This window comes from Marinifaba aquimaris (assembly GCF_013328345.1).
Lineage (GTDB): Bacteria > Pseudomonadota > Gammaproteobacteria > Enterobacterales > Alteromonadaceae > Marinifaba > Marinifaba aquimaris.
In genome coordinates this window covers 292,470-318,841 of the sequence record NZ_JABULX010000001.1, presented here as the reverse complement: position 1 = coordinate 318,841, position 26,372 = coordinate 292,470, and the positions used below count along the sequence as shown (strand labels likewise).

The following is a 26,372-nucleotide window of genomic DNA, read 5'->3' as shown; positions in this document are numbered from 1 at the left end:
GTTCAATGACAGATGGTTATGACTGCTATCAAAATGCACTGGCTGAGAGAGTAAACGGTATTCTTAAAAACGAATACGTGTTAATGAAACCAAATAACCTAAATGAGGCAAGGGAAATGGTAAAACAATCAGTCGATTTATATAATCAACAAAGGCCACATTCGGCCTTAAAATACAAAACGCCCGATGAAATTCATCAGGCGTTTTAATCAAAAAAGTGTCAACCCATACTAGGATGGGTCACTAAATCACTTTAGGTACTAAGGGAAGCTAGTAAATAGACGAGCTGTTTTGATGCAGGGCCCTAAGCTAGGGTATTTACCGCATCAATCAATGCTTGATTTAAGTCACTGTTCGATAACTTTTGTTCATCTTGATTGAAGTTGTCATAAAAACTCGGGATAGACAGTGATGCCTTTACATCGCCATCAAAATACGGCGCAGAATTTGTTGCGGTTGTTAATACCGATTGCGCGCCACCTGGACCTGGTGAAGTTGCTAACATGACCATAGGTTTATTCTGATAAACTTTCATGTTTACGCGTGAAGTCCAGTCAAATAAGTTCTTAAAAGCTGCAGTGTATGAGCCATTGTGCTCTGCAAAAGAAATGATAATGGCATCAGCTTGGCCTATTTTTTCAAAGAAGGCTTTGGCAAGTGCAGGTTGACCTAACTCTTTTTCTTTGTCTTCACTAAAAAGTGGCATTTCGTAATCATTGATATCTAACACTTCAACCTCAGCACCAGGTACTAAAGAGGCGGCATAACTGGCTAATTGCTTGTTGATTGAATTTCTACTACTTGTTGCGGCTAAAGCTAATAATTTCATGGTTTCTTCCCTTCGAAACAGTTTGTCATTTGATGGAGCTAGTATAGGTTATCCATTTTTAAAGATTAATACTCTGAATTGATAATGATTGTTTCCATATGGCTTTTAATTGGTGAGGTGATCACTTATTACGAGCAAAACGTTTATATTTATTGTAAGCCCAAACCAAGAGACAGCTAATGATAGATATAGCAGCCATAAACAAAGACAAGCACTTATTTGTCGATGCATCTTTGCCTTTGATCACTGTTTATGATGATTATTACTACTTCAGTAATGACTATGATGTGCTGAGTCACGGACAGCGCAACTATTTAATTAATTACTTTACCAAACAGGGTTTTGTACAAACATCTGGGCGAGTGTTAACGCTTGATGGCTGGCGACTTGAATTTATCAAACCCAACCGTTTACTGGCTCAATCTAGTTTTCAGCCTGCATTTATCGACAAAGAGTCTGACCGCTGTTACTTAATTACGCCAACCGGTTACGCCCAAGCTATTTTTTATCAGCACCAAGTGTCATCTGCTGACACGGCCATCAGCGAAAAAGCGTTTAACTTGTTTAAAGCATTAATAGACAAATGCCCGTTTAACTTACAATGGCTTAAAGACGTGCACATCAACACGGACTTAGCGCCAATTATCAATGCCAATTTCAATTTGCTTAATGATTATCAAGCACAGGTAATAGAAGAGAAGTTCAAAAATAAAAGGCCGTTATAAAACGGCCTTTTCAATTAAGTTAGAGCGATTTTAATCGTTAGCCAAAAATGGTTCTTAACAGTGAAATCACATCTTCAACGCGTTTACCACCTTCAACTTGGCGAATAATCGAATCTCTCTGTGCTTTAACTGCATCAGGCATATCATCGCTCGCCAAGGCTCTATCGACTAACTCTTGTGCTGACGCTTTGCTGCGACGGGCAGTAGTGCCAGAGCCTGCACTTGATGCGCGCTTTGGTTTGTCGCGCAAGCGAATATAGTTTGAGTTAGCCGCTAATTGTTTATCGGCATATAAACAGCAATCAACTAAGATTGCACGGTTTTTCCACAGTTTTAACTCTTCGGCATCTTCAGGCTCGTTGCTGCGCCACCAAGCCATACTGCGCATGCTTTCAATTAAGTCTGACCAATATGCATCGAAATCAGTATTTTTGAATTTAGCTACGTCAAAACCAGCACACAAGGTTTCGATTTTACTATTGGTCAGGGCAATAAATTGGTCTGGGCGTCGCATCGCCAATAGGCGTGTAGCCGGTGCTAATGTGACTTTTTCCCCTGCTGCATGGTGAGCAAAGATAGCGTGGTACGCAATTACAAAGTTTTTGTAATCTTGCGCGCTGACATCACCTGTCAGTGGAATATGCGATAAAGCTTGATCGAACTCTGCATCGTGATCGCTTAATAAGCTCAAGAAGGTTTTGGCGCTTTTTGTGCTGCCAAACCATTCTAAATCAAACGGGTAAAGGCTAGGTTCGTGTTTTGCCGTGTGCTTACCCGCAATGACAAATAAGTCTTCAGAGATAAGCTCGGTAAGCGACTTTTCTTTTAATTGCGCAACATAATCGAGCAAAGCCATTCGTTCAGTTAAAGCATGCAGTTCTGCTTGCTGTTGAATGAAGCTGGCAAAAATAGGCCATGGTGCAATTCGCAACGTTTTAATTTGGTTGTAGTTAATGGCTAACTCTAAGTTAGTTTGTAACTTTTTTAACGCAGGAAATTGTTCTGCTTCTAATAAATCTAAGTTCAATTCTTCGCTGCACAAACGCATAAACTCTTGGCACCAAGGTAAGAATTGCTCTGGGCGCTCAGTGACCTTGATTGCCATTAAATTTAAGCTTAATTCGGAAGCCGGTTTGAGGATGTTCTGGTAAATCTGACTTTCCGTTTCAGATAAATTCATTTTAACTGGCAAGGACAACAATTTGCGCATAGTTAGCTAGATACTCTCAGGTTGCGAATACAAAAAAGGAGCGCATTCTACCTAGCTAAGCGGGCAGTGCAAGGTTAAACCGAGTGAATTAATTATAATTTTTTTATGGGTATTAGAGCAAAATCGTTATCCATCTTTTACGGGTAACCAAGCCGCTAGATTGATTACGTTGAAATAGGCTGGGTCGTGACTTTAGTAAGCGCTTTACATACTGAACCCATTAGTTTAATCGAGATTTCTTTAATCGAATTTTGTATGCTGTGTGGATAATAAATAGGGCGATAAAATGTATTTATTTAGAATTAACTATGCCTTAGAGAATATAAAGACAGAGTCAATATGAAGCGCTTTTTAGAAATTGTTTTAGATTATCAAGCCTTTCCCAAAGGTATTGACCTTTGGGAATTCTGCGAGTTATCTAAATATTTAACTGAGCTCGAGCAATTACAAAAAATAAGGTGTACAGATACAGGGCGCAATATCCAAGTAAAAAATTTAAATAATCATATGATAAAAACGAAGTTAGATTCGTTTAGGTTACGTAAATTCGACTTGCACCCAAAAGAGCATGTGTACATTAGTTTTGTCAATTTGTTGAACGAATTTGGTCGCTTTGACGTTATTGGTTTTGAACAATTAATTGAGCACTGGCAGGTATGGTTACCCAAATTATTAAAACACCCGAGTTTTGTACAAGCACGAATCGGGTTTTATGATTATGATCGGCAACAAAATTGGGATGATTTATATTTTTATGAACGCGAAGGTATCGATCACAGTCACTTACCAAAAGTAGATAATGGTAAACCCTTTCCTATAAACCAAATTGTAGTGGATACCTCTTCAAACCCCGGGCATTGGGAGCTTCGCGATGATTATATTTATGGGGTTGGTGCGATGATGTGGTTAGGCGAGCATTTTTTTCAACGGGTAAATTTAGATAAACAACAGGTTTTAGATGCCAATTGGCTAGAGGCAGAAGATTGTGGCGAGTATGTGCAAATTAAAGCTTACCCCGCGCTTTTTAATTCTGCCGATGGCGAACAAGGCGAGCTGCAACATAAGTTAAAAGCGTTATTATTTGCTAACGCTAATGAATAATTACTAAAGGTGGCTTTAACCAAGCCAGCGATTAATGATAGCTTGCGTGAAATCTTTTTTCAGATAAAAGCCTTTTGGTGGGCTCATAATTGGCTCACCGTCTTGGCCAATCGCTTGAGTGCGAATAGCTGCATTGGCGGCTTTTGGTCTGAGTTGTAGAAACTGGCCATGTTTAGCTGTGATCTCGCTTACTTTGCCCAAACAAATTAGCTCCATCAGCTCTTCCCAGTCTTGCTTTAACGCATTGTATTCACTGTCTGAAGGTGACCACAAAATAGGGTAGCCGACAATTCTATCGGCAATAGGGATAGTACGCTCAGCTAAAATCGGTACCCAAAGTACGCGTTTTAACTTATTGCAAACATGACTGGTTTGCCACTGTTGGCCAATATTACCGGTCAGCGGTGCAACACAAACAAAGGTGGTTTCTAATACTCGGCCTTGCTGGTTGATGGGTAAGGTTTTTAACTCAATACCTAAATGTTCAAAATCAGGCACGGGCTTAGAGCCTGCTGTTGCGCCTAAGTGATATTCAATTAATTGACCGCCCCAGCCTTTTTCTTTTTGCAAATTATCTGGCACAGAAACACCTGCCATCTCAGCAAGTTGTGCCAAACTCAACCCAGCAATGGCTTGGGCTTTTTCTAATAATTCAGCTTCAGACTGTGGCTCTGAGCTTGGCTGCGGTGGGTAAAAAGACATTAACAACGACCAAACTGATAAAGCGCAACATCAAGTGTTAACGTCAGTGTTGATAGTGCTTCGACTTTAGCAATACCTTCTTTAGGCGCGCGGTAAAGGTGTGGAGTCATGGCTAATAATTGGCTGATGGCTTGTTTATCGAGTGTGATACTTTGTTGCAGCGACTGTTTGTCTTCCAGCACAAAGTTAGCATTTTCGGCTGGTGTTAAATCAAGTGGCTTGTAGGCTTTGAGCTCAGGGTAAATAAGTTGTCTCAGTTCAATCAAATGTTGTTCTTGGGTCTCCATCAAAAACAACTTACCTGTTGGTTTTAACTTTTCACTGAATTCTTGATAACACGGAAAACCAAAAGCGCAGATAATGCTATCGAGTGAAGAGTCGGCTAATGGAATTTGGCGATTACTAGCCACAAGCCAATTTAAGGCTTTGTATTTTTTTGCCGCGGCTGCAACTGCAAATTTAGAAATATCTAAACCATAAGCGTTAATCTCTTTATCACAATGTTCAACTAATCTCGCTAGGTAATAACCTTCACCGCAACCTGCGTCCAGTAAATTGTTTGTCCGAGAGGTATCAAGGGTTTGACTGACTGTACTGTTGAGTAAATCACTGATTGCTTGATACCAGTTTGTATCGAGAAACTGACGCCTTGCTTGAACCATTGCCTTGTTATCACCCGGCTGCTTACTGCGCTTGTGATGAGCGGGTAATAAGTTAACGTAACCTTCTTTGGCAATATCAAAATGGTGATTGTTTGCACAACGATAGCCATTATCTCGTTTTGTTAATGGGCTCTTATCGAGCGGGCAGGTCAATAAAGTGGCTGTTGTACTCACTAAAATACTCACAATTACAAGGGTTAACAAAAAATTTACAAAAACAGGGTTGAATTCTGATTCTGTGTACGCATTATATCTTTACCGGCCGAGGTTTATAAGTTTAGACTCGGATAAAAATAATAATTTGGTATGTTGTCTTACTCTGAAAATGGTCCTTAATACCACAGGTTCAAACATATCTCACTCAAGCATTTTTGGAGTTTTCCATGTTTAAAAAATTAGTACCTATTAGCTCTGACGCCCACGCAAATAAAAAAGTTAAAGCTTTACCAAACTTTGATTTTGCACAAAACATCCACATGGCTGCTGTTACAGTAAGCGAATTCCCTCGTGCAGCATCTTCATACCCTGTGGTTTTTGTTAAAGGTCCAAATGAAGACTACAAACCAGTTGTTTTAATGGGGTTGAAAGAAGGTCAAAACAGCTACTTATCTGAAGATGGTCGTTGGGACGCACCATACGTACCAGCTATCATTCGTCGTTACCCGTTTGGCGTGGCAACATTAACTGAAAAAGAAGGCGAATTCGCAATTTGTGTTGATGAGGAATCAGCAGCATTAAATGAAGAAGAAGGCCAAGCGTTATTCGAAAACGGTGAAGCAACAGAATACCTAAACGGTGTACGTGACTTCTTAACTGACATGCAAAAGCAAGAGTTCATCACGGGTAAATTCTGTGAGCTTTTAGTTAAACATGACTTATTAATTTCTCAAAACTTAGAGCTTAAAACGCCAGAAGGTGAGACTAAGCGCATTGGTGGTTTCTACCTTATCAATGAGAAAAAATTCCGTGAGTTACCAGACCAAGTATTCCTTGAGTTCCGCCACAAAGGAGCATTAGACGCAATTTATAGCCAGTTAGCTTCATTAGCTCAGGTTCAGCGTTTAGTGGTTCAAAGCGCAAAAGCTGAAGCTTAATCGCGAAAAGAAAAGTAAAGAATAAGCCGGAGCATGCAGCTCCGGCTTTTTTTTGTCTAAAATAAACGTATTGCAGTTTAAATCGTGTCGGTATGTTTATACGTTTGGTTTTAGCATCTTTGGATTCTTTATTTGGTACCAAAGCCAGTGAGCCTGATTTTGAGACCTTTGAAAAAATGCGAGCTCACGCTGCTAAAGCCGTTGCTGATGAAAATGATAAAACGCAGCAAACCATAGAATATGCCAGTGCTCAAATGTCTAGTGAGCCGGTTTTATCCAGCCCTCGTTCACTGTTTTTTCAACACCTGTTTGATGCGACTAGCCATACTAATGCTAAATCTGAAGATGAATTAAGCCTGTTTGTTTATCGCCACATCCGTCAATTATTGGCTTCTCCTGAGCTGATTATGGATCACCTGCCTGTTATGCCTAAATCGGTTGACAATATGTTGGCTGAATTATCGAATGACGACTTTAATTTAATGCACTTTTTGCAGTTGGTCGAAGCAGAGCCTGTGATCACAGGTGCCTTGTTAGAAAAAGCCAATTCCAGCTTTTTTAACCATTCAAATAAACCGGTTACGAATTTAAAAAAAGCGTTTATGTTGATGGGGGCAAATCAAGTAAAACACTTTGTATTAATGAGTTATCTGAGTCAATTTAAGCCAGTGCCCCATCTTTATTTTAAGATGTTTGGTCAATCACTCTGGCAAAATGCGCAAAGTACAGCGCAGTTAAGCCATGATTTAGCTAAAAAAATAAAGCTTGAAGACCCTGCTAGTGCATATTTAGTTGGTTTGATAAGTGAGATTGGCAGCATGGTCATTTTCCAATTGATGCAGGATGCATTCAAAGTCGTCTCTCCAGATTGTGAACCCAATTCAGATATGTTTAAACAACTGATCATCGAAGAGGCAAAGCTGTTGACGGTGAAAATTGCAGAATATTGGAATTTACCTCAAAGTATTATCGTTGCACTTAAATACAACCCTGAGCATTTTGTGGCGAATGTCAGTCTGGGGAGTTGTTGTTATGATGCCAGTGTCGTTGCGCAAATTCGCTATTTATATACCAAAGGGTTTATCAGTGATGACGTCTACCAGGCCCTTGCAGCACAGTACCTATTAGCCAATGACAGCAAAAGGTTTGCTGAACAGCTTAACACTGAACCGTTAGCTAGTTAATTCGACTTTGCCAGTGTTTTAGCCAAACGGGTATATTTTCTATTGGCATAGGTTTAGCAATGTAAAAACCTTGTGCCGCATCACAACCCAAATGTTTGGCTAAATCATATTGTTGACTGTTTTCAATGCCTTCGACAATAACCGCTAAACTTTCGCGTTTTGCCATTGAAATAAAAGTATCGAGTCGGGTAAGAGTATGCTCGCTGGCAATGGCTTGGTGGAACAAATCTTTGTCTATTTTCACAAATGAAAAAGGAAACTCATAGAGCCGTTCTAACGTCGATTCCTCTTTTCCGTAATCATCCATACCGATTTCGACACCTTTTACGCCCAATCGATTCAAGAACGTAAGCTGCTTGGTGTGATCGCCCCTAAAGGCGTTTTCAGTCAGCTCCACTTTTAAATTGTGGTAATTCAACGGGCTTTGCTCCACTAAACTGAAAAAATCAGCCAAAAAATTTGGGTAATGGCACAAAAAAGGTGAAAAATTCAGCGCAATTTTTAAATCTTTTATCGCGGCTAATTTATCCGCCATGCTCAAGACTTGTTGGCTCATTGATAAGGTGACCGAATCAATAAGATTATTTTGCTCTGCTAGCGGGATAAATAAATCGGGAGAGATTAGTCCTTTTGATGGGTGTTTTAATCTGACTAAGCTTTTAATTGAATAGAGTTGGTTGGTATTGAGGTCAATTAAAGGTTGTGCAAATGCATCAAACTTACTTTCGTTAATAGCGCGAATAAGTTCGTATATTTTAAGTTGAACGGCTTTGTCTTGTTTGGGCTTGTTTTTATTGGCACTGACAAATAAACGGTAAAAATTAGATGCGTCAAAAGGCTTTTGAATACAGCCTAAGAAATTGATATTGAGCTCATTTGCAAGACGCTCCACTGACTTAAGTACAGGCGATGCAACTGATGAAACGACGATTACAAAACCGTTATAGCGCAAAGACTTGAGTTTAGACAGTACCTGTACACCGTCCATATCTGGCAGGTTTAAATCACAAATCAGCAGATTGATTTGATTATTTTCTTCGAGTTGTTTTAAGCCTGATTCTGCACAGCTGGCTTGCCCTGCAAGCGTGATATCAAACTCACTGTGCAACAGGCTATTGATATAGCTTCGTATACTTTCGCTATCATCAATCAGAAGTGGTTTTAGCCAGTGGAAGCCTTGCTGCCCTGTTACCATCTTTATCTACCTTGAATGCAGAAGTGATCAAATGCCATGATTTCCTTAAATCTCAATTAATAGTAGCGCTAGTTTTAACAACTAGCCAAGGGGCTAGATCAATTTATATCGATAAAATAATGACAAATTTGTTACAGAATTGGCTCAAAATGTGAACAGGTTAACGTTTTTAAAATCAGGTTCTCCTACAATCATCATTGTCTGGTCAGACCTTAAGACCAGTTTTGAATTTAAGTTCGACGGAATAATAAGAACACTGAAGGATTAACCATGAAGGCACTAAAGGTATCGTTTTTAATTTTTATCATGAGTTCGGTTTTTTTAGCACTATCGCCTGTTTATATAAAACACGAAATGTCGTTACAGACTCAAACCGACATGCAAGTGGTCGCTAACCACTAAAACTTGTTTCACTGAAGCTCCAAAGCAACCTTATCGGCTTCCTTATGCTGTGTTAGCCGCTTTTTTTCCTCGCCTTATCGTTCGAGTTTCTCACTACATTCAGATAAAATAAGCTTAGTTTTGCTTACTAGGTTTACTCATGCATTTTTCTGAACTTTCGTTGAACCCTTCCTTATTAAACCGAATTGAACAACTTGGTTATCAACAAGCTACAGAGGTTCAGCAGCAAGCGATCCCCGCCATATTAAAAGGGCAAGACGTAATGGCAGGTGCGCAAACGGGAACAGGTAAAACAGCCGCTTTTGCTTTACCTATTATCCATCGGTTAATGGAGCAAATCGAGCTTGAGCCCAGTAAGGATAATGAAGATTCAAAAAAGTCGACTGCTCTCGTTAAAGCCCTTGTCTTAACGCCAACACGTGAATTAGCCCAGCAGGTTTTTCAAAGTTTTAGCCAATACGCTAAAAAAATGCCGGTAAAAATAGTGCAAGCGTATGGTGGTGTTAGTTTAAACCCACAACTTGATAAATTAGCCAAGGGTTGTGATGTGTTAGTAGCAACACCTGGCCGTTTATTGGATTTTCTATTCAAAGGTGCAGTTAGTCTGGAACAGCTGAATTATTTGGTTTTTGATGAAGCTGATCGCATGCTTGATATGGGTTTTATGAGGGAAATTAATCGCATTCTAAAAAGGGTACCAGAACAAAGGCAAACACTGCTATTTAGTGCTACGTTTGATGATGCTATCCATACCCTGAGTAAGCGATTGCTCAAAGAGCCCACTCGAATACAAATTGCTGAAAAAAATGCAGCTGCAGCAAACGTAGAACAGACCGTTTATCAAGTTGATAAAGACAAGAAGCGCGCGCTGGTATCTTATTTAATTGGCAGAAAAAATTGGCAGCAGGTATTAGTTTTTACGCGTACTAAAAACGCTGCAGATGCTCTTGCCAAAGAAATGAGTAAAGACGGTCTTGAAACTCAAGCGATTCATGGTGATAAATCACAAGGCGCTCGAGATAGGGCGTTATTAGCTTTTAAAGAGGGCAGTATCCGAGCATTGGTTGCAACTGATGTTGCTGCCAGAGGTATAGACATACCAAGCCTTGAAGTGGTGATTAACTATGAACTACCACATGTCGCAGAAGATTACGTTCACCGTATAGGCCGGACGGGCCGCGCGGGCAAAACAGGCTTAGCGATATCCCTTTGCTCGGCTGACGAACAATTTATGCTCGAAGAAATAGAGCTCGTTATCAAGCAGCGGTTAACACCTCAGTGGTATCCTGGCTTTGAACCTGACCTTGATAACCTTTATCAGGAGTCAGGTAAAAACAGCAAAAAAGCGCAGAAACACCGAGACAAATTACGAGCATCAGGCCGAACACAGGGAGCTCGACGCAGTAAAAATGGTGCTAAAGCTCGCAAACGATAATTCGCTTTGGCAATTAAGTAGATGATTTAGCACCAGTTTCATAGCCTTTTACACTTTCCCGACGTTTTGCAACAGGATTAATCGCAAAACCTCTCTATGCTTGGGTTACGTTAACTGTTCCGACCAGTTGTAGTAGCGCTAGTAAAAGAGGAGAAAAGGAATGTTGTTAAAAATGGAAAAAAATTGGGGCCTGATGGCAATGACTTGTGTGGTGGGCTTTATTGCTTTTTATCTACACTACGCGTTTTCTGTTCAGTTCAGTCATTCTGTTATGACGTTTATGTTTGAAAACTTTGAGCATCTAGCATGGTTTGAGTCTTCATATTTAAGCCTCACCAGTTTGATGGGAATTGATAACTTTCAACTCCTTTTTTACTTTGTCATGAGCTTAGCGACAGCTACCATTCTAGGCTTTTCTTTGGGCATGTTAATTAAGAGTGATGGCTATTTCATTGTTTATGTTGTTGCTATCTTAGCTGCTTTGCTGATTTGTTATAACGTTTATGTACCCGATGTAATGACAGCCAGTGGCTACAATCAAGGGCGTTATCTGACGTTTTCTATGACCGATACGCAATTGCTGCTGCAAATGCTAGTGCACCTTCCTCTTTTATTACTATTTAGCTTTTGGGGGAGTCATTTAAGACAAGCGGTTGTGCAGCATCCGCTTATTTGTCGGTTGAAACGCTTTAACCCTGATATCGTATTTAAAGCATAGTGGTTAAGCTGCGAACAAGTGTTATATAAACTTTACTCAGAGGCTATTTTTTTACACTAATTTGTTTTTTGTTAACTTGCATTTACACTGGTGCCTTGGCATGGTTATAAGTTATTCCTCGCTTTTATGGTTAGGCTACTAAAGCAAATAACGATGATGGAAATTAACATGAAAAAAACTTTGGTTGCTTCGGCAATATTATTCTCTCTTGTGGCTTGTTCTTCGCAACAAGCTCCTAGTCAAAATACCGAATCAACCGCTGTTTCTGCAGCTCAAACGCAAGCCGTTAATCAAGCGTTTAACGATTTTAAACATCATTTTATTGAAGAGTATTGGGTTTTATCTCCTGATCATGCTGTCTATGCAGGCCGTTATGAGTTAGATGGTATTTTAGTCTTACCAGATATGCAGCAAAGAGAGGCTGAGAAACGTTTTGCAGAGAAAAAGCTAATAAAGTTAGGTCGTTTCGATATTGAGCAACTTAATGAAAATAACGCAAGTGACTATCACATCATCAAAAATGAGCTTGAGTCCATTCTTTGGTACAACAAAAGTTTAAAGCGTCACGAGTGGGACCCTTCTATTTATAACGTGGCGAATACAATCGGCTTGATTTTAAACACGCCTTATAAATCTCTAGAAGAACGATTACTGGTTGTTCTTCGCCGAATGGAGAAAGTACCGGCTTACTATCAAGCTGCAGCTATCTCTCTCAATACACCCACCATCCCTCATACTGAGTTAGCTATTCAGCAAAATAAAGGGGCGATGGCACTTTTTAAGGGTAAGTTACCTAAGTTAGTAAATGAATCGTCACTATCTAGCCGTGAAAAAAATGTCCTGCTTGAATCAGCTGAAAAAAGCACGCTGGCCATTAATGATTATGTCACTTGGTTAGAGAGTAAGCTTGTCGAATTAAAAACTAATGGTAATGCCAAGGACTTTAGAATTGGTGAAGCGCTGTATGAAGAAAAGTTTGCTTTGGATATATTCTCTGATTTGACGGCAGAGCAGCTTTATAACAAAGCGGTAGCTGAGAAAAAACGCGTTCATGGCGAGATCATCAAAATCACCGATAAACTTTGGCCTAAATATTTTGCTGATACTGCTATGCCAGCAGATAAATTGAAAGCGACTAAACAGTTAATCGATCACATTTCGGTTAAAAACGTAAAACGCGATGAGTTTGTCAGTAGTATTCGCGCGCAAATTCCTGAACTTGAAGCGTTTGTCTATGAAAATAATTTGATTGAAATGGACCTAGAAAAACCTTTAGTTGTGCGTGAAACGCCAGAGTATATGCGTGGTTATGCGGGTGCTTCAATTAGTGCACCAGGTCCTTATGATGCAAAAGCCAATACTTACTACAATGTAACCCCGCTTGATAATTTTACTGATGAGCAAGCAGAGAGTTACTTAAGAGAATACAACCATTGGTTACTACAGATTTTAAATATTCATGAGGCCGTGCCAGGGCATTACACCCAGCTCGTTCACAGTAATAAATCGCCGAGTTTGATTAAATCTATTTTTGGCAATGGGGCTATGGTTGAAGGCTGGGCTGTTTATACAGAGCGTATGATGCTGGAACAAGGTTATGGTGATTTTGAACCAGAGCTTTGGTTGATGTACTACAAGTGGAATTTACGTGTGATTGTCAATGCAATTTTGGATTACAGCATTCAAGTTAAAGGCATGTCTGAGCAACAAGCTATGGATCTTATGGTAAATGAAGCTTTCCAAGAACAAGCCGAAGCGGCTGGAAAATGGCGCCGAGCGACATTATCGCAAGTTCAGTTAACAAGTTATTTTACCGGTTATTCGGAAATCTATGCTTTACGCGAAGCGCTTAAGTCAAGAACGGGACAAAACTTTAATCTGACAAACTTTCATAATCAGTTTTTAAGCTATGGTAGTGCACCAGTGCCCATCATTAAAAAAATGATGTTTTCAGACTATGTGAAAAACCACTAACGCTGAATTTAAAACTGCAATAAAAAGCCGTTTCATTTCGATGAAACGGCTTTTTGTTCTCAATAACAACTAAAACTACAACAAAAAGTGATTTTAGAACTTACAAATAGTGTTCCATGTATCGTCGCTACCTGGTACTGAGTTAGTCCACCATTTTGCTTCAAATACTTGGCCGTTATAGATAAGTTGGTCGCCAGCTAGTGCATGACTTGGCTTACCAGACCAATCGTTATGAGGCCAATTAGGGTATGAATCAATTGTTGCTGGGTTAACTGAAACGTCGCTACAATTTGGTACCACATCAGTCCCTGTATCTGTATCGGTAGACGTGTCTGTTCCCGTATCTGTGTTATTATCACCACAATTGAAGCTCGGCGCGATGTTATTGGCTACTTCCCATTTTGCAGTAACAAGTGAAGCCGGGCCATTCGTATCGTGTGAAAGCTCCCAGTTCATTATACCGCCTGCTTGCTCTAACGCTAATTTAGTCTTAGCGCGAATCGTTGGGATACCGTTATAGTAAGCTTGACCATCAGTATCACGACAAGCATTGGCAATGTTAGCTGTGACTAATTGCTTGTATGACTTCCAACCTGCACGTGAATAGAAAGGCACACCTAAAACCGTCTTTTCTTTACTTAAACCACGGCCTTTCCAGTATGCAATTGAATCTAACGCGTATTGGTAGTTGGCATGGTCAGTATTGTTAGCATCGTATGCCATTAAGTTAAGGAAATCGACGTCATTAAATACCGACTCAAGTACGCCACCACCTGTATAACCAAGTGCAACAACCGCTGCTGTTAGGAATTTACCTTCTGCGTGTAATGCTTCTGAAAGCTGTTTCATTAACAGTGCAAAGTTAGTTGCGGATGTGCCTGGATCTGGGTACTCCCAATCCATATCCACACCATCGATACCGTATTGGTTTACAAAAGCCATCACGTTATTAACAAAGTTAGTACGGCCCTGTGCAGTGCCGGCGAATGTTTCAAATGCGCTATCATCGCCGCCGTTCCAGCCACCGATTGCGATACCAATTTTTGTATCTGTGCCTTTGGCTGCATTGATTAATTGTTGGAACTTAGCTGTGTTTTCTAGAGGCTTAAAGCTACCATCTGCATTTGGTAATAAGAATGAGTAATTGATATGAGTTAGTTTATCGAATTGAATGTCGCTGACATTACCTTGCCAAGAAGGGAAGTAACCAACAACTTTAAAACCAGGCGTAGGATCAATTAAACCATCATCTGTGCTTTTTACTGTGATTGTCGAAGTTTCAACGTTACTTAAGTAACCAAAACCGCTATCGGCATACATACTGACTTGATGTGTACCCACTTTATCGGCAACCCAGTCAATTTCGTATGGACGAACAGCATCTTCTGCAATAATTTCGTCACCCAGTTTAAAGACGACTTTTTCTACTTCAAGATAACCTGATACAACATCAGCTGACATATTAACGACATCACCTGTGTAATAAATACTGCCGTCGACTGGCTGTATTAACGTAATATCAGCTTCAAATTGAACATCGGTATTCGTATCCGTATTAGATGAGCTACAGATCTCCCCATTTTCTCGCCATACTTTCCAACCACCTGAATTAGTTTTTGGATCTTGACCTTGTGTCCACCACTGGGCTTCAAATACCACTTCGTTGTAAGCGATCATATCGCCTTTAGTGTAAGTTTTTGAAGCATCCCAGAGCATTTCATCACAAAAGCCAACAGGGGTACTGGCAAGTGCATTTGAAGTGAAAGGAAGGGCTGCTAATACAGCCAAAGAGAGTAGGCTTTTTTTCATTTTTATTCTCCAGAAGCGATTTTTTCACTTAAAACTGCAGATACGTAATAAATACGTATAAATGAAAGCACTAAAAATCGGTTGTTGTCTAGATAATAAAATAAGGTAAAGAAAAATAAATGTAAACATTTTATTTACAATTATTTTACAAACAAAAGGGCTCATCAAGATTTTGCATGAGCCCATTTAGTTAGCTTAACTTGTTGTTTCTTTGTTTAATACCCAATCTTCTCTGTGATGAAGTGCAATATTAAGCGGTTGTTTACCACAAGAAACTTTTTGTACGAAGCGAGTACGCGCTTGATGATAGCTCTTATCTTCACCAAAGAAGTTGATGCGCATTTGCGCTAACTCATAATCGCGATAGCTTTGAAGTGGCTTTTGGCTTGTGTCTAGCTTCAACATCGTTTGCTTGGCGCGAATAGCAGAATCAAACATGGTTTCAGATTGAATATGCAACTCGACTAAATGCTCAACTTGACCATAAAAAGCGTTGTGGTCGTCATCTAAAATCTTATTGGCCATACCTAATGTCAGAGCTTGACTGGCATTAAGTGGTAAGCGGTTTTCGGTTAAATCAACCGCAGCTTTATCGCCTACGTGTTTAGGTAATAAGTAAGTCCAATATTCAGAGCCGTGTAAGCCACCCATGCCTTTGTAGTGAGGATTAAGGATCACTCCGTGACGCAAATATACTTCATCAGCAGCTAGAGCAAGAATAGCGCCACCAGCACCAGCATTGCCAGCAACAGCACTGAAGGTTAACTTATCAGTTGTATTTAAGATTGCCTCGACAATATCGTTAATGGCATTGATGTTTAACCAAGACTCCTCAGCTGGGTCTTCACTTGCTTCAATGACATTAAGGTGAATCCCGTTAGACCAGAAGTTTTCACCGCCCATTAACACAATCGCTTTAACGTCCGTTTTAGCTAAGTGTTGGTAAACCTCTAAAATTTGCTGACATTGAAGTGTGCTCATTGCGCCATTGTGGCACTCAAAGTGCAAATAAGCGGCATCGGCTTTGATTTCAAACCAGACTTCTTGATGAGGTTTTTGTTTACCTGCTTTTGTGTAATCGATTTGATAACAAGGTAAATCAGCTGGCAATAGGTCAGCGACGACATCTTTAGCAGGGCGTTTAATTTTATCTGCTTTATCTGTTGATTGCTTGCGTAAATGACCAATCCAAACTGCACCATTTGTTGTTGCACGACAAATAGCACTCTCACATGTAGCGATGATTTCACCAGGAGTACCGGTTAATTCCATTTCCACATGGGCATTGTGTAAAAAGACTTCACGACCATTTATTTCATCTAAAACACCTGGCATGCCATCAGCTGCGCGAATGCGCTTCACAATCTCTTCGCTCGAATCTTCTTGCCAGTTAATTTGACGAACGGTTTGCTTCATTAACGGCTGTAGTTGGCCTTTAATATTAGGGTTATCGTAATCAAGTGGTTCAGGTTTAAAGCTGTCTACCTCGAACGCTTCTAAAACGTCCCATAAACACTCAATGGCTGCTTGAGATACTTCGCGGTTATAAATGCTGCTTTTGGTCGCTTTGCGCATCGGGAAAGTGCGACTAGCCCAAATATCACCAGCATCCATTTCATCATCGGCTTGAAGTAGTGTTACTCCCCATTCTGGTAATTCATTCATAATTGCCCAATCAAGTGAAGATGGACCGCGATCGCCTTTGATACCTGGGTGAACAATGATGCAAAGATATTTGTTGTATAAATAAGCAGGGATTTTACGAGTTAGGAAAGGGCAGAAAATAATATCAGGTTGATACTTCTCAACACCTTCAACTAACTTCTGCTCATCACCGTGATGAAGCTCAACAGATACTTGATGACCTGCTTGGTTTAACTCAGTGAAGAAGCGTTGAGTTAAGCCATTAAATGAAGTTGAAATGAGTAATATACGCATGATTATCCTTATAAGCGAAATTACACAAAAGTACGTCTCTCTCTTTTGTTATTAGTAATTTTAAGTTTTTGTTTTAATTGTTAAAAAAGTGAGTGGATTATTGAGAAGAAAGCATCTGAAAGCAATGACAAAATACAGCAAAATCCAACAAAAATTCAGAAATGTGAACTGGTTCTAAAAAGTAACGCAGGGGGGATAAAAACTTGTTAAAAATCAGTTTTTTAAAGCAAAAAAAAGCCTCATTAATATGAGGCTTTTATTAAGAATTTGTGAATTTTTAAAGCTTATTCGGCAGCTAATTTACCTTCAGCTTCGTCTTTGCTACCCCAGCTACGCATTTTGTGGCCTTTAACAGCGTAGAACAAAATGAATAAGTAACATGGAAGCATCACAATATAACCAAACTGCATTGCCGAAGCTTGCTCTAACTGTGGTGCTGTTTTATCAACAGAGCTTGCAAGACCCCAGAATAAAGGACCAAATGCACCACCTGAGATACCCATTACTAATAAAGCAGAACCTGTACTCGTTAGCTTACCTAGACCAGATAACGCAAGTGGGAAGATAGCAGGCCATACGATGGCATTCGCTAAACCTAAAACGGCAACTAGCAATAATGGGTCTGGTAATGAGTTTTCACCAAAGATGAATTGCGAGATAGCGTAAGAAGAGTGGTCAATGCTGACTACACCAATTGTCACTATCACACCTAAAACTGCTGATGCTGCAAGTGCGGCCGCCTGAGAAATAAAGCGAGGAATTAAAATAATACCTAAAACATAACCAAATACCATACAGATCATTGTGTATGACGTCATGATTGAGTAATCAGCTACACCCATACTTAGAGCGAATGTACCGATTGTATCACCTGCGATTACTTCAACCGCTACGTATAAGAATAATGCGATTACACCTAAAGCTAAGTTAGGGTGAGCAAGTGCTTGTTTAGTTTGACCTTTAGTTTCGCTACCTTCTTCCTCTTCTTTTTCAAGTTCAGGTAAAGGAGATTTTTTAACAGCAAAACCTAACAGACCGATGAAGATAGCCATACCTAAGTAAGGTAAGACTAAGGCATTTGCCATGTCATCAACTTGTGCTTGCGTTAACTCTTGACCAACAGTATCGCTAAAGCCGCTTAAAATTAGCGCTGTGAATACTATTGGTGCTACTACACCAGCACCTTTATTTAAGATACCCATGATAGAGATACGAACCGCGGCAGACTCTTCAGGACCGATGCGAACTACATACGGGTTAACTGCTGTTTGTAGTAATGTTTGACCTGCACCCATTACCAATTGAGCAAGTAAGAAAAGTGGGAAGAATTGCGTTTTTGCAGCAGGAATAAATAATAAACCCGCTAACATCATGGTACCCATTCCAAGGGCCATACCATTTTTGTATCCAACTTTGCGGATAACCGCCGCAGATGGTAACGCTGTGAACGTTACAGCAATGTAGAAAGAGAATAAAATTAAAGATGCTTGTAAGGCTGTTAAGTCAAGAATTTGCTTAAGGTATGGCATTAAAGAACCATTCAGCCATGTTGCAAAGCCCAGTATGAAAAACAATACCGCGACAATGACCATTGGCAGTGCATTGCTTTGAGGCTTTTGAACAGTGTTCCCAGAACTCATTATGTTTGCTCCTGTTGTTGCTATTAGCCGATTACTTTGTTGTTATTTTTAGTCGGACAGAATTTGTTACAGATGCTAACACTTTTATCTGCTCAGCCAAAGTGTATTTTTTCACTAAAATGTAACTTATCTTTTAGTTGTGTTTAAACACGTGCGTTAGCAATCTGATCCGTTTTAATATTTCTAAACTTAAACTGTGATATATTTTTTGAGCTTTAGTTACCTTTGTAAAATTAATAATCGTTTTGTCGATTAACTTCGTATTAGCTAAAACATATACACACTAGGAATGACCTTAAAATGGCAAATAAACTTTCAAAACTCTCATTAAGTTTCAGTATGTTGTTGGGCTTATCGGCACAGGCCGCCGATTTAAAAGTGGGAGATATGGCGCCAGACTTCAATCTACAAGCGACTAATGGGAAAACTTACCAGCTTAGTGATTTCAAAGACAAGCAAGCTGTAGTTGTTGCATGGTATCCAATGGCCAACACTAGTGGGTGTACAATCGAGTGCTTGTCATTAATAAAAGAAGGTCATTTAATCCGCGAATATGATGTCAGTTACTTTATGGCCAGTGTCGATCCGCTTGAAGACAATATGGAATTTGCAGAAGAAACTGATGCTGATTTCCCTATGTTAAGTGACCCAAGTAAAAAAGCAGCAGAAGCGTATGGCGTTTTAAACTTTTTAGGTGTCGCTAAACGATGGACTTTTTATATCGGAAAAAATGGTCAGATTTTACAAATAGATAAAGATATCCAACCTAAAACAGCCGCCCCGGATATTGCAAAAAACTTAGCAAAGCTTAAAGTAGATAAAAAATCATAATCAATTTTAAAGGAGAGTAGACATGAGGCCTTGGCAGCATTACCTCAAGCTAACAGTCAAAGTGATGATTGCTGTTACTATGTCTATTCTTCTCGTTAAGCTGGCGAAAGCCGAGCCTTGGCAAACCAGTCTTGTGTTTGCAGTTAAGTGGGCGGCATTGACGACTGGCTTTACTTTAGTATTTTGTTATTTGTCTGAGCGATACATCATCCACTGTAGGCAATGCAAAATTGCCGAGCGTAAACAACAAAGCCATTAGATAAAACCTTCCTTTATAACGTCATTGCTGCAAACGTACCAAATATAATTAAGGGTATGTTGTAGTGTAAGAATGTCGGCACAACTGAATCCCAGATATGATCGTGTTGACCATCCGCGTTCAATCCTGAAGTCGGCCCTAGTGTTGAATCTGAAGCGGGTGAGCCCGCATCACCAAGTGCCGCGGCTGTTCCTACTAAGGCTGCTGTTGCAAGTGGAGAAAAACCGAACGATAGTGCTAAAGGCACGTAAATTGATGCAATAATCGGGATAGTCGAAAATGATGAACCTATCCCCATAGTGATAAGTAAACCGACCACTAACATTAAAATAGCCGCGAGCAATTGGTTATCACCAATAACACCGTTGACCGATTGAACTAATGTGTCGATGTGTCCCGTCGCTTTTAATACCTCTGCAAAACCTGCTGCACTGATCATAATAAAACCTATCATCGCCATCATTTGCAGGCCTTCGGTGAAAATATCTTGAGTTTGTGCGGGTTTAATGACGCCGCCAATTGCAAACACAATCAATCCGAGTAATGCACCGACAACAATACTTTCACTATAAAGTTGCGTTGATAATGCAACTGTAATGGCCAAAAATGCGGTAATAAGTTGTTTTTTCTCAACTTTAATTGCCACCTTTGGTGACGCGTCAACGGGCTGTGTTTGGTAGCTTCTCGGTTTTCTGTAGCTAATGAACAGTGCGACAAGTAACCCTATCGCCATGCCTGAAACGGGTAAAGCCATAATAAAAGGCATTTCATTTGTAGCTATCTCTAATCCACTCGCAGTGATGTTTTTGTGCAAAATATCAATTAGAAAAATACCACCAAAACCCACAGGTAAGAGCATATACGTTGCCGTTAAACCGAAAGTTAATAAGCAAGCGACTAGCCTTCTATCCAATTTCAATTGATTCATTACTTGCAATAACGGCGGAATTAAAATTGGAATGAACGCAATGTGAACTGGAATGATATTTTGTGAGCTGATTGCTGCCATTAGAATTAAACAGAGTAACAGTGACTTTAAATAGAGCAGCTTATTTTTTGTTTGTTCTTGCCCAAGCTTGCTAATGATATGGGTAGCTAAAAGGTCGGTGATACCCGAGCGAGAAATTGCAACAGCAAATGCACCTAACATTGCGTAATTTAGTGCAATAGCCGCGCCGCCCTGTAACCCTTGGTTGAATGCTTGAATAACCGAATCGAGTGAAAGCCCGGAAATTATCCCTCCAATTAAGGCACTTGTGACTATGGATAAAACAACGTTAACCCTGAGCAAGCTTAAAACTAGCATTAAGCTAACGGCAAATACGACGGCATTCATTAAGTTTTAACTCTCAAATTAAAAAGGGGCACATTATAGTTTGTGTTGAAGCGCTGCCAATGTCAGCAAGGTGATTTTCTGATTTATTTAAGTCTCGTTATGAAGAGTTAACTGTACAGGTATTGTTATCCTGTCTATTAAAGATTGTATCAACAGAGAAAAAATCATTTAAAAACAATGATCAGTTTTATTTTCATAGTCTAATATTTATACACACTTAAATAAAACAATCAGATTAAATAACTACATGGCCTGGCATAAAACGCTGACGTTTTTATTTCTTAGTCTTATCTTGATAGTTGCTGACTCTAAAGCTTGGGCCAATACTAAACCGACTGACGAGATGTTGAAGTGGGCTGAGCAAAATCCTGTTGTCACGATAGAAGCAGATAAAGCAATCCCTCCCTATGACTTTCTCAACGAGAACAATGAGCCTAAAGGATTGGGCAGTGATTTAGTTAGAAAACTCAATTCAATTTTGCCTTTTCATCTGACCTACGGTGAAGGCCAAACCTTTAACGAACAAATTAGTCGTGTTATTGAAGGTCAATCCGACTTATTTTCGCTTTGTGCCATCTTGCCTGAACGAGCTGATAAGGTCATTTTTTCCGTCCCCGTTTTTACTAAACAGTCGGTGTTGGCCGTTAATATCAACAGTGACATCAAAGATGTTGCTCATGTGCTCAATAAACACAAAATTGGTTATGGTGCTGGCTATGCCACATTTAAAGACTTAGAAGCTTTACCAAGGCAACCTGAAGCTGTTGCGGTCGAAACCGTCGAAAAAGGGTTAATTGCAGTTAACAAAGGTGCACTAGATGCGTTTGTGACTGACTTAGGGCAAATAAGTTATTGGGCTGAACGCGAGCGTCTTAAAAATATATCTATCATCCCCATTCCCGATGTTAAAGCGATGAAGATGGGCTATTGCATCAATAAGAATCAACAAGAGTTAAGAGACTGGATCAACTGGGGGTTAGCAAAAATTCCCAATGATGAATTTCACAACTTAAAAGTAAAATGGCTAGCTGAAAACTATACTAAAAAACAAAACTCGAAAAAAAGAGCTGAACTTAACAACAGCTTAGTGATTGTCTCAAGCTTAGTCGTTGTCACTTTGCTGATTGTTCTCATAGTGTTTGTCAGTCGCAGACAAGCTCATCTAATCGCAGATAAGTTTGGTTCGAGTAATTTTAGAAATATTTATGTTCTAACGCTTTTTATTATTTGCTCCGGTATCGGGTTAACTGCTTACTCTATTGTTTTTAATTACAAACTTTCGACGATTCAAGACATATCTAACAAACTCGATTTGAATATCAATAGCTTGGATATTCAATTGCTATCTTGGTTTGATGAGAGGCAATTATTAGTATCTGAGGTGGCACATCAAACTGATATAGAGCAAATTGCTGAAAAACTTGTTGCACTGGGTAAGCAAAACCCTGAACTTTTAGCCCAATCAGAACTTGTTACTCAGTTTAATGAAAGCTCCGTCGCACAAGCTATTTATTATTCAAAAGCGGTTGGTTATTACTTGGTTTCTCCTGAAGGCATTAATCTGTCGGCTAAAAACACGTCAATTGTCGGAAAAGAATCAATTATTAAACGTTATGAACCACGAGCTCTAGAACGTACCCTTATTGGTCAAACCTTATTTGTACCGCCAGTGTGGTCTGATGTTGATCGTGATGGTGATACCAGTGAAGGTGATAAAGATCCTGTCATTTTGATGGCCACGCCTGTTCGCAATCAACAAAGTAAGATCATTGCTGCTTTGGTTTTTGTTTATGAACCTGAGGGCGAGTTTTCAGAAATTTTTAACTCTACACGTCTAGGGCGAACGGGTGAAAGTTATGCCCTAAATTCACAAGGTTACATGGTTTCTAATAGTCGCTTTAGAAACCAGCTCATTCGCGATGGTCGGATTGCTTCAGGTGAAACGGCAATACTGCGAATTAAAATGCCCGATACAGGCTCATCTGGTTTATTGGCTGCGTCTTTAGATGGGGTAACAGGTGAAGATCTTGATGGTTATCAGGATTATCGAGGTGGAGTAGTTCTAGGTGCTTGGCATTGGCACCCACAAATGGAGATGTTGCTGGTCAGTGAAATTGATTTTGAAGAGGTCATGACTGATTACAACGATATAAAGTTTAGAGTGATTATCATCACAGCTATCGCCATCTTTTCGATCTTCACTGTTTCTATTTTTATGCTGATGGTGGGGCAAAGAGCGCATATTGTACAAATTGCGTCAAAGAAAAAACTCGAAGGACTTGTCGAACAAAGAACGCAAGCTCTGGTTGAACAAAAGGAAGTACTGGCCGAATCAGAGCAGGCTAACCGTCTTATCTTAAGTTCAGTTGCCGATGGCATTATTAGCTTATCGTTAACCGGCGAGTGTAACTTTGCCAACAAAGCTGCGCTAGGTATTTTAAAAATGACCGAGCAAACTATCTTAAATAAAGATGTGCTCAGTATATTAAAGCCCAGTGCTATTGAAAAAGAGCAGGATACGTCGCTGGCCGAGATGATTCGAAACGCCATCAGTAATAAAGCCAGCCTTACTCAAATGACTGGCTCTTTTGTAAACGGCCAAGGTTTAGCTTTTCCTGTTGAATTTAGCCTGAATCCTGTTCGTGGAAGTGGCCTGGTGACAGGGGCTGTATTGACTTTTAAAGATAATACAGAGCAGCAACATACCATAGACCGCATGTTTAAGGTGATCAACGCCGCGCCTGTCGCGATGATTGCAATCAATCAACAAGGTGTCATTGAAGTCGTTAATGAACAATGTGCGCAGTTATTTAATTATCAAAAGTCAGCAATGGTTGGCCAGCCCATTGAACTGATTGTTCCTAAGCATTTGACCAATCATGCTAATTGGGTCCAGCAATTCATGGCCCAGCCAAAAAGCCTACTACTCAGTGGTGATGATGTCGTGGGCGTGAAATCAGACGACTCAACATTTGATGCTGAAGTAACCATCAATCCGATTGAATTGCAAGATGGCTTAATGGCCGTTGCGGGAATACGCGATGTTACTGAAGACAACCAAGCGAAAAAAGCGCTACTCGAAGCGAAGGAGCTTTCTGATGAGGCCAGTGCTGCAAAATCCAATTTCTTGGCAAACATGAGTCATGAAATTCGCACCCCTATGAATGCGATTATTGGTATGTCTCATTTGGCACTGCAAGGTAGTTTGCAACGACGTGAGCGCAGCTATGTCAGTAAAGTTCACAATGCTGCTACGAATTTACTGGGTATTATTAATGACATTTTAGATTTCTCTAAAATTGAAGCCGGCAAGTTAGAATTAGATACCAATGACTTTAGAACTGAAGAGTTACTCGATAGTGTTAAAAATGTGCTTTTTGTTAAAACCCAAGAAAAAGGTTTAGATCTCATCTTTCGGGTTGAACAAGATGTACCTAACTTTTTAGTGGGCGATCAGCTTCGCCTAGCTCAAATCTTAATAAATCTCGGTAGTAATGCCATCAAATTTACCGAACGAGGAGAAGTGATTATTCGCGTTTCGGTAGAGCAGCTGCAAGACAATGAGCTGACACTTAAATTTATGGTGAAAGACTCTGGCATTGGCATGAGTGAGCAGCAAACACAAAAGCTGTTTAAATCTTTTTCTCAAGGAGATGCATCAACAACACGCAAATACGGTGGTACGGGTTTAGGCCTATCTATTTCTAAGCGGCTGGTTAACTTGATGTATGGACGTATTTGGGTTGAGAGTGAGCTTGATGTGGGTAGCCAGTTCTTCTTCACAGCACAATTAACAGTGAGCCAACAACAAGATAGTGTGGAACTACCTGAAGCTGAATTAAATTTATTGGTGGGTAAGAAAGTACTCATTATCGACGATAGCCCTGCTGCAGTTGATGTGCTTAAGCAAATTACTGAAAGCTTTGGTTGTCAGGTGTATACCGCACTATCAGGCTCTCAAGCACTAGAGATCGTCAATGCCGTTGATGGCTTTGATTTAGCTTTAGTCGACTGGCAAATGCCGGGTATGAATGGCATTGAAACCTGTGAAGCAATTCGCCAAGTTCAGAATATGAAACATTTTATTATGGTCTCTGCATTTGGCCGTGAAGAGATTGGTGAAGACAAGCTTCAAGGACATGTTGATAGTTTAATGGTTAAGCCCATTACGCAATCGGGTTTATTTGAAGAGTTAATGCGCCTAATGGGGCGTAAAGTCAAAGTGGGTCATCAGTTTGATAAAAATGCGGAAGTTCAAATCCAACGTGAAAAAGTTAAAGGGGCCTATGTCTTGTTGGTTGAAGATAATGAGCTCAACCAAGAACTCGCCATCGCGTTATTAGAAGAAGCGGGCTTGAGAGTCGATTTAGCTGAAAATGGCAAGGTAGCAGTAGCGTTAGCTGAAAAAAATGATTACGACGGTATTTTGATGGATATTCAAATGCCAATTATGGACGGTTTTGAAGCGACCAAGAGCATACGCAGTTTTAATCAAACCATTCCTATTATTGCCATGACGGCAAATGCGCTCGCTAGTGATAAAGAGCGGGTAATGAGTGAAGGTATGACTGACTTTATCAGTAAGCCTATTGATGTATCAGCCATGTTTAAAGTCATCAGTCAGCATATTGTACCAAGCCATCCTCATTTTGCTGATGTTAGCGGTGAAGATGCTCCGGAAAATCATAATTCACATGACCCCATGCAGCACTTTTTAGTGATTGAAAAGCACTCAGGTCTGGCTACTTGCAATGATAATGAAGTGCTCTATTTGAAAATACTGAAAAAATTTTTCAACGCAGAGCAAACGTTTGAACAACGATTCAAGCCACCATGGCAAGCTCAAGACTGGACCGAAGCGACTCGCATTGCTCACTCTTTAAAAGGTTCGGCAGGCAATATTGGGGCGAAAAACTTGTATCAAGTTGCAGCAGATCTAGAGCAAGCGTGTAAATCGCAACTTGATAAAGAGCAAGTATCGCATAAGCTCAAATTAACACTATCTAAATTATCAGAGGTATTAACTGAGCTCGATATTATGCAGCAGATTATCAATTCAGAGCCTGCTCAAGCGCCAGAGCCAGTGGGTAAAATCGCTTTATCTGAAGATGAACTGAATGACAAACTCAATCATTTGCAAAGCTTAGTTGATGAGTTTGATACGGATGCTCAAGAAATCGCTTTTGAATTGGAGCAAATGTTCGCCGAGCAATCAATCAAACAACAATTTAATACATTTATCACCCAGCTAGAGAACTTTGATTTTGATAGTGCAAATCAGACGTTAGCCAGTGTGAAAAAGTTAATTTTAAAATGACCAACGCGCTT

21 protein-coding genes are annotated in these 26,372 nt (G+C 39.9%); 12 read left to right on the top strand and 9 right to left on the bottom strand.

The window, feature by feature from the left end; translation table 11 throughout:
• On the top strand, positions 1-209 hold a 209-nt coding region (locus HR060_RS01550; RefSeq protein WP_174198497.1), incomplete at its 5' end, for an integrase core domain-containing protein.
• Between the two features lie 95 nt (positions 210-304).
• Here HR060_RS01550 and HR060_RS01545 read toward each other — a convergent pair.
• On the bottom strand, positions 305-829 hold the full coding sequence (locus HR060_RS01545) for an NADPH-dependent FMN reductase (protein ID WP_174198496.1): 525 nt from the start codon (positions 827-829) through the stop codon (positions 305-307).
• Between the two features lie 179 nt (positions 830-1,008).
• On the opposite strand from HR060_RS01545, the gene HR060_RS01540 reads away from it, so the two are divergent.
• On the top strand, positions 1,009-1,554 hold the full coding sequence (locus HR060_RS01540; RefSeq protein ID WP_174198495.1) for a hypothetical protein: 546 nt from the start codon (positions 1,009-1,011) through the stop codon (positions 1,552-1,554).
• 37 nt (positions 1,555-1,591) lie between these two features.
• Here HR060_RS01540 and HR060_RS01535 read toward each other — a convergent pair whose 3' ends face one another.
• Positions 1,592-2,734: a hypothetical protein gene (locus HR060_RS01535; RefSeq protein ID WP_246283038.1), complete on the bottom strand. Its 1,143-nt coding sequence runs from the start codon at positions 2,732-2,734 to the stop codon at positions 1,592-1,594.
• Positions 2,735-3,103: 369 nt separating this feature from the next.
• Between HR060_RS01535 and HR060_RS01530 the strand changes: the two genes are divergently transcribed.
• The gene (locus HR060_RS01530) at positions 3,104-3,865 is read left to right on the top strand and encodes a hypothetical protein (RefSeq protein WP_174198493.1); all 762 of its coding nucleotides are present in this window, start codon (positions 3,104-3,106) and stop codon (positions 3,863-3,865) included.
• Between the two features lie 15 nt (positions 3,866-3,880).
• Here HR060_RS01530 and mutH read toward each other — a convergent pair whose 3' ends face one another.
• Positions 3,881-4,567: a DNA mismatch repair endonuclease MutH gene (gene mutH, locus HR060_RS01525; protein WP_174198492.1), complete on the bottom strand. Its 687-nt coding sequence runs from the start codon at positions 4,565-4,567 to the stop codon at positions 3,881-3,883.
• Complete coding sequence (locus tag HR060_RS01520; protein ID WP_174198491.1) at positions 4,567-5,403, bottom strand: putative RNA methyltransferase; 837 nt, start codon at positions 5,401-5,403, stop codon at positions 4,567-4,569. Before HR060_RS01520 ends, mutH begins: the two co-directional genes overlap by 1 nt.
• 209 nt (positions 5,404-5,612) lie before the next feature.
• Here HR060_RS01520 and HR060_RS01515 point away from each other — a divergent pair, with 209 nt between their 5' ends.
• Positions 5,613-6,323, top strand: coding sequence for a SapC family protein (locus HR060_RS01515; RefSeq protein WP_174198490.1), 711 nt, complete (start codon positions 5,613-5,615; stop codon positions 6,321-6,323).
• A 92-nt stretch (positions 6,324-6,415) separates the two neighbouring features.
• Positions 6,416-7,507 (top strand): HDOD domain-containing protein, encoded by a 1,092-nt coding sequence (locus HR060_RS01510; RefSeq protein WP_174198489.1) that lies wholly within the window; start codon positions 6,416-6,418, stop codon positions 7,505-7,507.
• On the opposite strand, the gene HR060_RS01505 is transcribed toward HR060_RS01510, so the two are convergent.
• Positions 7,500-8,702 (bottom strand): EAL domain-containing response regulator, encoded by a 1,203-nt coding sequence (locus HR060_RS01505; protein ID WP_174198488.1) that lies wholly within the window; start codon positions 8,700-8,702, stop codon positions 7,500-7,502. The genes HR060_RS01510 and HR060_RS01505 overlap by 8 nt on opposite strands.
• A 270-nt stretch (positions 8,703-8,972) precedes the next feature.
• Here HR060_RS01505 and HR060_RS19590 point away from each other — a divergent pair, with 270 nt between their 5' ends.
• From HR060_RS19590 to HR060_RS01490, 4 genes are all read left to right on the top strand, one after another.
• Positions 8,973-9,104, top strand: a complete 132-nt coding sequence (locus tag HR060_RS19590; protein ID WP_281362537.1) for a hypothetical protein — start codon at positions 8,973-8,975, stop codon at positions 9,102-9,104.
• 139 nt (positions 9,105-9,243) lie between these two features.
• Positions 9,244-10,539 carry a DEAD/DEAH box helicase gene (locus tag HR060_RS01500; RefSeq protein WP_174198487.1) on the top strand — a complete coding sequence of 432 codons (1,296 nt, stop codon included), beginning with the start codon at positions 9,244-9,246 and terminating at the stop codon, positions 10,537-10,539.
• A 160-nt stretch (positions 10,540-10,699) separates the two neighbouring features.
• On the top strand, positions 10,700-11,257 hold the full coding sequence (locus HR060_RS01495; RefSeq protein WP_174198486.1) for a hypothetical protein: 558 nt from the start codon (positions 10,700-10,702) through the stop codon (positions 11,255-11,257).
• Between the two features lie 168 nt (positions 11,258-11,425).
• Positions 11,426-13,231, top strand: coding sequence for a DUF885 domain-containing protein (locus HR060_RS01490; protein ID WP_174198485.1), 1,806 nt, complete (start codon positions 11,426-11,428; stop codon positions 13,229-13,231).
• 93 nt (positions 13,232-13,324) lie between these two features.
• Here HR060_RS01490 and HR060_RS01485 read toward each other — a convergent pair whose 3' ends face one another.
• From HR060_RS01485 to nagP, 3 genes are all read right to left on the bottom strand, one after another.
• Positions 13,325-15,040, bottom strand: coding sequence for a glycosyl hydrolase family 18 protein (locus tag HR060_RS01485; protein ID WP_174198484.1), 1,716 nt, complete (start codon positions 15,038-15,040; stop codon positions 13,325-13,327).
• Positions 15,041-15,235: 195 nt separating this feature from the next.
• Positions 15,236-16,978, bottom strand: coding sequence for an enoyl-CoA hydratase-related protein (locus HR060_RS01480; protein WP_174198483.1), 1,743 nt, complete (start codon positions 16,976-16,978; stop codon positions 15,236-15,238).
• Between the two features lie 284 nt (positions 16,979-17,262).
• Positions 17,263-18,618 (bottom strand): N-acetylglucosamine MFS transporter NagP, encoded by a 1,356-nt coding sequence (nagP, locus tag HR060_RS01475; protein ID WP_246283037.1) that lies wholly within the window; start codon positions 18,616-18,618, stop codon positions 17,263-17,265.
• A gap of 300 nt (positions 18,619-18,918) precedes the next feature.
• Between nagP and HR060_RS01470 the strand changes: the two genes are divergently transcribed.
• A complete protein-coding gene (locus HR060_RS01470; protein ID WP_174198482.1) occupies positions 18,919-19,449 on the top strand; it encodes a peroxiredoxin family protein in 531 nt (176 codons plus the stop codon).
• Between the two features lie 22 nt (positions 19,450-19,471).
• Entirely contained in the window at positions 19,472-19,708 is a 237-nt protein-coding gene (locus HR060_RS01465) for a hypothetical protein (protein ID WP_174198481.1), read from the top strand.
• A 13-nt stretch (positions 19,709-19,721) separates the two neighbouring features.
• Here the strand turns inward: HR060_RS01465 and HR060_RS01460 are convergent, their stop codons facing one another.
• On the bottom strand, positions 19,722-21,044 hold the full coding sequence (locus tag HR060_RS01460) for a Na+/H+ antiporter family protein (protein WP_174198480.1): 1,323 nt from the start codon (positions 21,042-21,044) through the stop codon (positions 19,722-19,724).
• Positions 21,045-21,291: 247 nt separating this feature from the next.
• Here HR060_RS01460 and HR060_RS01455 point away from each other — a divergent pair, with 247 nt between their 5' ends.
• The gene (locus HR060_RS01455; protein ID WP_174198479.1) at positions 21,292-26,361 is read left to right on the top strand and encodes a response regulator; all 5,070 of its coding nucleotides are present in this window, start codon (positions 21,292-21,294) and stop codon (positions 26,359-26,361) included.
• The last annotated feature ends 11 nt before the right edge of the window (positions 26,362-26,372 follow it).

Bases quoted from the DNA above. Each gene is read 5' to 3' on its own strand.
- HR060_RS01545 (WP_174198496.1), bottom strand. From the start codon at position 829: ATGAAATTATTAGCTTTAGCCGCAACAAGTAGTAGAAATTCAATCAAC.
- HR060_RS01540 (WP_174198495.1), top strand. From the start codon at position 1,009: ATGATAGATATAGCAGCCATAAACAAAGACAAGCACTTATTTGTCGAT.
- HR060_RS01535 (WP_246283038.1), bottom strand. From the start codon at position 2,734: ATGAATTTATCTGAAACGGAAAGTCAGATTTACCAGAACATCCTCAAA.
- HR060_RS01530 (WP_174198493.1), top strand. From the start codon at position 3,104: ATGAAGCGCTTTTTAGAAATTGTTTTAGATTATCAAGCCTTTCCCAAA.
- mutH (WP_174198492.1), bottom strand. From the start codon at position 4,567: ATGTCTTTTTACCCACCGCAGCCAAGCTCAGAGCCACAGTCTGAAGCT.
- HR060_RS01515 (WP_174198490.1), top strand. From the start codon at position 5,613: ATGTTTAAAAAATTAGTACCTATTAGCTCTGACGCCCACGCAAATAAA.
- HR060_RS01510 (WP_174198489.1), top strand. From the start codon at position 6,416: ATGTTTATACGTTTGGTTTTAGCATCTTTGGATTCTTTATTTGGTACC.
- HR060_RS01505 (WP_174198488.1), bottom strand. From the start codon at position 8,702: ATGGTAACAGGGCAGCAAGGCTTCCACTGGCTAAAACCACTTCTGATT.
- HR060_RS19590 (WP_281362537.1), top strand. From the start codon at position 8,973: ATGAAGGCACTAAAGGTATCGTTTTTAATTTTTATCATGAGTTCGGTT.
- HR060_RS01500 (WP_174198487.1), top strand. From the start codon at position 9,244: ATGCATTTTTCTGAACTTTCGTTGAACCCTTCCTTATTAAACCGAATT.
- HR060_RS01495 (WP_174198486.1), top strand. From the start codon at position 10,700: ATGTTGTTAAAAATGGAAAAAAATTGGGGCCTGATGGCAATGACTTGT.
- HR060_RS01490 (WP_174198485.1), top strand. From the start codon at position 11,426: ATGAAAAAAACTTTGGTTGCTTCGGCAATATTATTCTCTCTTGTGGCT.
- HR060_RS01485 (WP_174198484.1), bottom strand. From the start codon at position 15,040: ATGAAAAAAAGCCTACTCTCTTTGGCTGTATTAGCAGCCCTTCCTTTC.
- HR060_RS01480 (WP_174198483.1), bottom strand. From the start codon at position 16,978: ATGCGTATATTACTCATTTCAACTTCATTTAATGGCTTAACTCAACGC.
- nagP (WP_246283037.1), bottom strand. From the start codon at position 18,618: ATGAGTTCTGGGAACACTGTTCAAAAGCCTCAAAGCAATGCACTGCCA.
- HR060_RS01470 (WP_174198482.1), top strand. From the start codon at position 18,919: ATGGCAAATAAACTTTCAAAACTCTCATTAAGTTTCAGTATGTTGTTG.
- HR060_RS01465 (WP_174198481.1), top strand. From the start codon at position 19,472: ATGAGGCCTTGGCAGCATTACCTCAAGCTAACAGTCAAAGTGATGATT.
- HR060_RS01460 (WP_174198480.1), bottom strand. From the start codon at position 21,044: ATGAATGCCGTCGTATTTGCCGTTAGCTTAATGCTAGTTTTAAGCTTG.
- HR060_RS01455 (WP_174198479.1), top strand. From the start codon at position 21,292: ATGGCCTGGCATAAAACGCTGACGTTTTTATTTCTTAGTCTTATCTTG.